Below are 8,111 nucleotides of genomic sequence, written 5' to 3'. Positions count from 1 at the left end.
ATGATAAAAAATTAGAGAGCAAAAATTACCCACGATAATTGTGGGTAATGCATAGCTAAACGGATAGGGCGATCTAATTTCAGTTGACCTCGCCACCGAGTACGAGGCCTGTGAGAGAGGGCAGCAATTTTCCCCTCACAGGTCTTAAGAAATTCCTAAACTCCAAGAGGCAAAGCATCAGAGGAACAATTATTTGGGCAGAGCCACTTCAACTACGGGTTAATCGTAAAAGCAGTTTAGAAAAAAGCCAGAACTATAGGAAAGAAGAAACATAACAGCGGGGATGAGAAACCATCCAAAAAAGAAACTCACACTATCAAATGCTGATTCTCGGTTGTCGCTCAAATAAGACATAAGACATAAATATCATTTGTAATAACGGCACTTCGCCCTTCAAAAATATTTCAGGAAGTGAAGACATTATGGCATTATCGATCAAAACAGAATTGTGTGATTTATTAGGTATTAAATATCCCATCATACAAGCTGGAATGGGACCGTACTGCACGGTTAACTTAGCTGCGGCGGTTTCAAATGCCGGCGCGTTGGGAACCGTGAGTATACCTGGAATGACTGTGGGTCCAGAAGTTGCGACTAAGAAAATTAGAGAGTATATACACACTGTTAAAAAGAACACAAAAAACAATTTTGCGGTTAACACCCCAGTTGGAGAGAATGTGCCAGAAGTTATGCTAAAAACAACGGACGCCTATGTGAGCACCGTGATTGAGGAAAGAGAAAATGACCGCGAATTAAGAAAAAGAATGGTGCTTTACATTACCTCGGCTGGAAATCCCGTTCGGTATCACAAGAGGATTAAGGACTCAGGTATGCTACACTTTCATGTGACTCCATCTGCGTACCACGCCAAAAAAATGGAGAAAATGGGATTGGACGGTGTTATCGCTTCGGGATACGAGGCAGGAGGTCACACTCACCGAGCCGACAGGATAGTCCACACTTTTGTTCTAATTCCCTCTGTTACAGACGCAGTCAAGATACCCGTTGTCGCTGCTGGTGGGATGTGCGATGCAAAGACTCTAGTAGCTGCTTTGGCCTTGGGGGCACAGGGGATCCAGATGGGAACACGTTTTCTCGTGACTAAAGAATCTGATTTTCATTCAAACTACAAACAGTTTATAGTTGATGCTGGAGAATGGAGTGATATGGTTGGGACGGGAGTCTATGGGCCGGCACGCTGTCTAAGAAACAAGGGAGCAATAGAGATTTTGAAGCTAGAGACTGAAGGCACTCTTTCCGAAGAGGAATTAACAAAACTCAAGGACGAGAAACTCTGGGCCTCAGAACGAGACGGTGATGTTGTAAATGGATTGATTGGGGCAGGTCAAGTGGCTTCTAGAATAGATAGCATGCTCTCCGTCAGAGACGTCATTGAAAGCATTATGCATGGAGCTACGGATATTATTAAAAAATTAAACGGTGAGTTAAGATAAAACGAATAATTTATCCTCCTTCTCATAATCTTAACAGAGGTGCTTAAAATGAGTATTATAGAACTCTACACAGAAGAGGAAGTTAAGTTTAGGGAAGAAGTTAGAGAATGGGTTCACAAAAACATAGAGCCGATCGCGGATCAGGTGGAAAAAACTGATAGGTACCCGCGTGAGGTTTTTCATGAATTAGGCAAAAGAGGTTACATAGGGTCCCTCTTCCCACCAGAATATGGAGGAACTGGAAAGGGCTTAGTTTACGATACGATTATCGGTGAAGAATTGGGTAAAGTATGCGCTAGCATCGATATGTCTCGCAACGGCCACATCCTTTCTAATATTCCATTAATCAGGTTTGGAAGTCATGAGCTTAATTCAAAGTATTTGAGATCTATGGCTAGAGGCGAGAAGATAGGCGCCCTTTGTATAACTGAAAAAAATGTGGGTTCTGACGCCGCGGGCATGGAGACCACAGCAAAAAAAGATGGCAACTTTTACAATATAAACGGCGAGAAGAGGTTTATAACCAATGGGAGCCAAGCGGACTATCTCACGGTATTCGCTATTACGGACCCATCTGTACATGCTCATATAGGTATGAGCACATTCATAGTGGAGGCGGATACACCTGGAGTTGAGGTTATTGAGGATTTTGAACTAATGGGAATGCGTGGATGCAGAAATTCACACCTAAAATTTACCAATGTAAAGGTTCCGAAGGAAAATCTAGTTGGAAAAGAGAATCATGGCTTCATTCAACTTATGGACGAGCTTGACACCGAAAGAATAGTCGTTACTGCTGCTTGCCTGGGAACGGCGGAGAGAGCCTTAGAGATAGCAGCGGGGTACTCAGCAGAGAGGGTGCAGTTCGGCAAACCCATCAAAAATTTTGAGGGTGTTAACTTCAAGATCGCAGATATGGCTGTAAAGATACATGCAAGTCGATTGATGCTTCTTCGAACAGCTAGGATGATAGACAGAGGTATACGGGTTAGCAAAGAATCTGCCATGACCAAACTATACTTATCGGAAGCAGCGTTTGAAGTATCAAATATGGCCCTTCAAATACTGGGAGGTATAGGTTATACCAAAAAATACCCATTAGAACGCTTTGTCAGAGACCTAAGAATAGCTATGATTGGTGCTGGATCAAGTGAAATAATGCGCTTCCTCATTCAAAGAGAAGTGTACAAAGAACTTCTAGAGAAATCATAAATCCTAGACTTTAGTAACCCTATACTTTTTTAGCTACACACTAAATTCAAGTCTATGAGGCGTTACTCTACCTGGCTTTATTTTTCTAGTTTGCAAACCTTACGTTAATCTGCAATGTCCCCCTTCTGGTTAACCTCCTCAGTCTTATGTCAAAAAATTTGACATTATCCCGTAAGTGTGTAGAAACCACAATTCGACAAAAACACTCCAACTGTTTTTCTTTAACTCGCCATTCGAATTCTAGGGGTATGCTGAATTGCCCGGTCTCACCTCAAAGCTATGCATTACCCATAAGTGCTACGAGTAATTGCTTTCCTCTAATTTTATGCAAGATACGCATATTTTCTTGTTCCCACGATAAAAAATATTACGTATATGATAAAAAATTAGAGAGCAAAAATTACCCATAATAATTGTGGGTAATGCATAGCACCTCAAAGAGGGGTTTTTATGAACTTTTTCCGATTTAAAGCCTAGGAAATGAGGATGATCTACCGACTTTATATCACCACTTAATAGTACTCATAAAACTTTTAAAAGAAAGAGTAGCTTGGTAACCGTTCATCAAAAATAAATTATACCAGAATGCGTGTTTCGAGATCTATTTAACAGAATTTTTGAGGTATGGTAATGTCTGGAAAAGTCTATTCCGAATGGGAAATTGCGCCTAGGGAGCGCCTGAGAAAGCTTCAAGAAAAAAAGATGCTGAAAATAGTTGAATATGCTTATGAAAGGTCACCCTTCTATAAGAAAAAATTTGATGAGGCTGGAATCAAACCAGGTGACATTACTTCCCTAGAAGACTTTTACAAGAAGATTCCCTATACAAGTAAAAACGAGCTTGTTAAAAGTCAAAGAAACAACCCACCCTATGGAGATTTTCTAACAGTGCCAAAGGAAAAGATTCGACTACTGTTTATTTCACCAGGACCAATTTTCGAGCCCTACACCGGAGAAGACATAAAAATAATCCGTAAAAACCTTGCAAAAACCATGTACACAGCTGGAGCCACAGAAAAAGACATCTGTCAAGTCACCTTATCTTATCACTTTATGCCTGCAGGACTATTTATACACTGGGCTGCTGAAGAAGCCGGTTGCACGGTCATACCAGCTGGAACTGGGGAGAGTAGAATGCAAGTAGATTTTATGAAAAAGGCAGGAACGACCATATATGCTGGCACCCCAACCTTTCTCAAAAGACTGGGCGAAGAAGCGGTGAAAATGAACATTAATCCCAAGAAGGATCTAAAACTTAGAATAGGTTTATGCGGAGCAGAACCCTTACCTATGCCGCTTAGAAAGGATCTGGAAGAAACCTTTGGAATTGAACTCTTCGACGCTTACGGAGTTGCGGAGCTTGGAGTGATGTCACGAGAATGTGAATACCACAATGGTATGCATCTTAATGAAGAGTTATTTCTTGTAGAGATGATTGATCCTAAAACTCTAGAAAAAGTGGCGCCAGGTGAAGAAGGAGAAATCGTTGCAACAACGCTTGAGAGAGAGGCTATGCCGCTCATAAGATATAGAACCGGTGATGCGTCGGCAATGACTGAAGAGACATGTGTGTGCGGTCGAACTGAGGCGCGAATACTGGGTATCCGCGGTAGAGTGGATATGTTAACCAAAGTTAAAGGGGTCTTTATACATCCGAAACAGGCCCAAGAGGTTGTAGAAAAGTTCCCTGAACTGGGAAGACTGCAGATAATTGTGGAAAGGCCGGAGGACTATGACCAGATGATAATCTATGTGGAGTGTAAGGAATCTTCGAAATTTGCGGAGTGGGAGAACAAACTCAAAACAGAGTTTAAACAAGCTCTTCGCATAAAAACTGATGTTAAAATGGTAAATCCTGGTGAGATTCCTGTCGACGCTAGGATTCTGGAGGATCGAAGAAAACATTACACACTATAAATTTAGCGCAAAAAACTGGGGTGTACTTTTAAGTAATTGTCTAGGTAAACGATTTCTTTCAATGGTTTTTTAGATATTTTGGATGGAATTCGGTTAGGGTAACCCAGGGCGATAATAGATAACAACCTGACATCTTCAGGTATTTCGAGGATTTTTTTAACTTTTTCTTCAGCAAACATAGCACTTGAAGTCCAGCAGGTTGCTAGACCTTTAGAAACTGCGGATAGTAGAATGTTCTCAATCGCTGCACCGATGCTCAGAACAAACCAGATGAAGGTAAGATCTTTGTACTTGTCGTACTCTTCTCCAAAGGATTTTATTACAGGTCTTGGGTCTTTCATGCAGACAGCTATTAGTACAGGAGCATTATGAAGGGGATAGTATCCCGCACCTTTAATGAGGGCTTCTGCAGGTACTTGAAATCCAACCGCCTTACTGACCATCGGAGCCAAAAATTCTGTAACAAATTTTTTTAGTGTCTCGTCTTTGACTGCGGTTTCAAGTGTCTCAATAATCCGGTTTCTGATTTCCGAATCTCTAATGATGATGAATTCCCAAGGCTGGGAATTCTCTGCTGACGGCGCTTTTCTTGCCATGTCTAAAAATTGAAGAATAGTTTTGTCAGATACATCATCGCTTTTAAATTTCCTAATACTCTGCCTTGTCTCAATGGCTTCAAACACATCCATGCGTCATTCCTCCAAAATCCTTTTCTGATTGCATTTATATCTCTTTTCGTAACTGGGCTTTTTTATGCGTATAATCAAGAAAGCGAATTATTGGGCATCTGCGTCGAAGCCACATACCATGATTCAAAAATCAACGGAGTGATGAGAGTAGTTCCTAAGGGGGAGGCTGATATTCCAGTTAGATAGTTGGTTTAGAGTGTCTTTGAGCTTTCTCCAGAACACCATAAAATGGTTTTGACTCTCAAATATAATGTACCAAAAAGGGGGAGAAGATGGCAAAGGTTTAAATACAACATATATAATTTGCCCACAAGAAAATTTTTGGAGAAAGGTGAAATTTTTGTCATTTTATAACCCTCGAATTGAGACTATGGCAAGAAACGAACTTAAAGCTCTTCAGCTAAAGAAGTTGAGAGCACAGCTTAAGCATGTCTATGAAAATTCTTTGCTTCACCGTGAAAAGTTCAAGGGAGCAAAGATAAATCCAGAAGGCGTAAAGACGCTCGACGACCTCAAAAAGATACCTCTGATTACAAGACAAGAATTACAAGAATGGGTAACGAAAACAAATGATACCTTCGGAGGGAGACTCTGCGTCCCGGGAGAAAGGGTAGTACAAATATTTGGGCCTCCTGAATTGTTCATAACTGGTGAACCAATCATTACTGGACTTACGGTGTACGATCATAATATCATTGCTGAACAGTTAGCAAGATATTACAAGATGCTGGGATTAAAAAAACAAGATATTCTTCAAATAGCTTCTCAAGCTTGGGAGTACTTATCAACATCACTTTCTTACCCGTTTAGCATGTTTGTTGGAAACTCTGCAGATCGATTACTAGATTTTCAAATCATATATCAACTTGACTTAGGCCCAGAGGCTTCTAGAACATATGCTACAGCTAAATACTTCAAGCCTAAAAAGGCGCTGTTCACAACGACCCATGTAGACTCCCTTGGATTAACATCACTAGCGGAAAAGTGGTCAGTGAAGGATATCGGATATGAGCATATAATATTTCGTGGCTACACAACCGCCTTAACCGCTCAGCAAAAGAAAAAATACCAAGAGGATTGGGGGGCCAAAATAAACAATATGCTAGACATATCGGACAATCTATTCTTTGCAGCTGATTGTGAGGAGTATAACGGTCTTCACATTTGGGAAGACTTGTTTGTGGTGGAAGCAGTGGACCCCAAAACGAAGGAGTCGGTTGGAGCAGGTGAAAGCGGAAAGCTAGTCATCTCCAATCTCTTTGCAGAGGCTGTCCCAATAATCAGATATTTGACAAATATTGACATCACGCTGGACGAAGATGAATGCACCTGTGCTAGAACACACGTCAGATTATTTACAACTAATTACAAATAAAGTGGAGGTTGATGAGAGATGAATATAACCGAATACTGGAATCCAATTGTTGAGACCATGCCGATGGAAGATTTAAAGGAGCTGCAGCTCAAAAAAATTAAGAATCAAATTCGGTACTGCTATAGGAACTCGTCTTACACGCGTAAAAGATTCGAAGAAAAAGGTTTAACTCCTGAAGAAATTAAAACTTGGGACGATTTCAGAAAAATACCTGTTTTTAGAAAACAGGATGTTAGAGACGAACGTGAAAAAACAGGCGACCCCTTCGGAGGATTACTAAACGTAAGCCTTCCGGAACTTATACAAATATGGTCGTCGACGGGAACCAGTGGAGTTCCAACTTTTTCATGCTACACAGATCACGATTTCATGGATCAAATCGATAATTTGACTCGAACCAGTTGGATGCAGGGTGGGAGACCAGGCATGAAGGTCATGGTGCCAGGAGTGGGTTTCCACTGGTACTGCGCGGCTCTTCAATCAGCATACATGAGAATAGGTTGTGTAACGTGGCCCGAAATGATACATCCCGCTCTATCTGCTAGGAAAATACCTTTATTCAGACGGATCAGGCCTGATATTCTTGGAACCGACGGATACGATGTACTAGCCATGATAACCGATGAAGCGAGAAAGCAGGGATACGATCCAAAGGAGGTTTTCTCGTCAATTAAAGTCGCAATTTCGGTTGGAGAACCATTAACGCCAAAAGTGGCAGGAAAAATAGAGGCGGATTGGGGTAACGTAAGAGTATTCAGCAGAAGTCAAGTGGGTGAGAGCATGACTATGGTAGCTGATTGCCCAGAGATGCAGAAAAAGTTGTTCGAAACAGGAAAGGTATGGGGCCATATTTGGGACGACATAGTCTGCGGTGAATTCATAGATCCCGAAACTGAGGAATTAGTTAGCGAAGGAGAAAGAGGTGAGTACGTAATTACTAACTTAAACTCAAGGGCGATGGCGTTTATAAGGTTTGGATCAGAAGACTTGGCTGAGTACACTAGAGAAGTATGCGATTGTGGAAGGACCAGCTCCAGGCTATTCATTCTTTCTCGAACAGGCTGGAGACTTCGAATTGGGGGCAAAATAATCGTACCTCTTGACATAATTCAAATATTTGAGGAGTTTCCTGAGACTGAAAAAGCAGGGCTCACATTACTTCGGTACGCCAAGGATATGCCTACGCTCAAAATAAGAGCGGCATATGATGAAAATATTACAAAGGATCCCGAGGAACTAAAAGGAAGAATTATAAAGAAAATAAAAGAAGAGCTGGGAGTTAATAGTGAAATAGAATGGGTGCCATACGACAAGTTACCATTTATTTACCACAAAATAAATAGGGTTTTAGATCTTAAAAAAGAAAAATAAGAGCATAAAGAGGAGTGTACTGTTAATCTTTTTGTAAGATCCATATATTCAGACGAAACTCCTATATGGGTATTTGTTGATATATAACTTATG

7 protein-coding genes are annotated in these 8,111 nt (G+C 41.0%); 6 read left to right on the top strand and 1 reads right to left on the bottom strand.

Annotated elements, in window-relative coordinates; all coding sequences use genetic code 11:
- The first annotated feature begins 83 nt into the window (after positions 1-83).
- The 4 genes from ACUVXA_RS12785 (at position 84) to ACUVXA_RS12770 (ending at position 4,583) form a co-directional block, all read left to right on the top strand.
- Positions 84-275, top strand: a complete 192-nt coding sequence (locus tag ACUVXA_RS12785; protein WP_445871659.1) for a hypothetical protein — start codon at positions 84-86, stop codon at positions 273-275.
- A 147-nt stretch (positions 276-422) separates the two neighbouring features.
- Entirely contained in the window at positions 423-1,454 is a 1,032-nt protein-coding gene (locus ACUVXA_RS12780; RefSeq protein WP_445871658.1) for an NAD(P)H-dependent flavin oxidoreductase, read from the top strand.
- Between the two features lie 48 nt (positions 1,455-1,502).
- Complete coding sequence (locus ACUVXA_RS12775; RefSeq protein ID WP_445871657.1) at positions 1,503-2,666, top strand: acyl-CoA dehydrogenase family protein; 1,164 nt, start codon at positions 1,503-1,505, stop codon at positions 2,664-2,666.
- Positions 2,667-3,296: 630 nt separating this feature from the next.
- Positions 3,297-4,583: a phenylacetate--CoA ligase family protein gene (locus ACUVXA_RS12770; RefSeq protein WP_445871656.1), complete on the top strand. Its 1,287-nt coding sequence runs from the start codon at positions 3,297-3,299 to the stop codon at positions 4,581-4,583.
- Between the two features lie 2 nt (positions 4,584-4,585).
- Here the strand turns inward: ACUVXA_RS12770 and ACUVXA_RS12765 are convergent, their stop codons facing one another.
- On the bottom strand, positions 4,586-5,272 hold the full coding sequence (locus ACUVXA_RS12765) for a nitroreductase family protein (protein WP_445871655.1): 687 nt from the start codon (positions 5,270-5,272) through the stop codon (positions 4,586-4,588).
- A gap of 340 nt (positions 5,273-5,612) precedes the next feature.
- Between ACUVXA_RS12765 and ACUVXA_RS12760 the strand changes: the two genes are divergently transcribed.
- The gene (locus ACUVXA_RS12760; RefSeq protein ID WP_445871654.1) at positions 5,613-6,647 is read left to right on the top strand and encodes a phenylacetate--CoA ligase family protein; all 1,035 of its coding nucleotides are present in this window, start codon (positions 5,613-5,615) and stop codon (positions 6,645-6,647) included.
- An 18-nt stretch (positions 6,648-6,665) separates the two neighbouring features.
- Positions 6,666-8,018, top strand: a complete 1,353-nt coding sequence (locus ACUVXA_RS12755) for a phenylacetate--CoA ligase family protein (RefSeq protein WP_445871653.1) — start codon at positions 6,666-6,668, stop codon at positions 8,016-8,018.
- Positions 8,019-8,111 lie beyond the last annotated feature (93 nt).

Source organism: Candidatus Jordarchaeum sp. (genome assembly GCF_052745115.1).
Note: the sequence above shows the minus strand (reverse complement) of the source record. Positions and strands in the feature narration are given on the sequence as shown.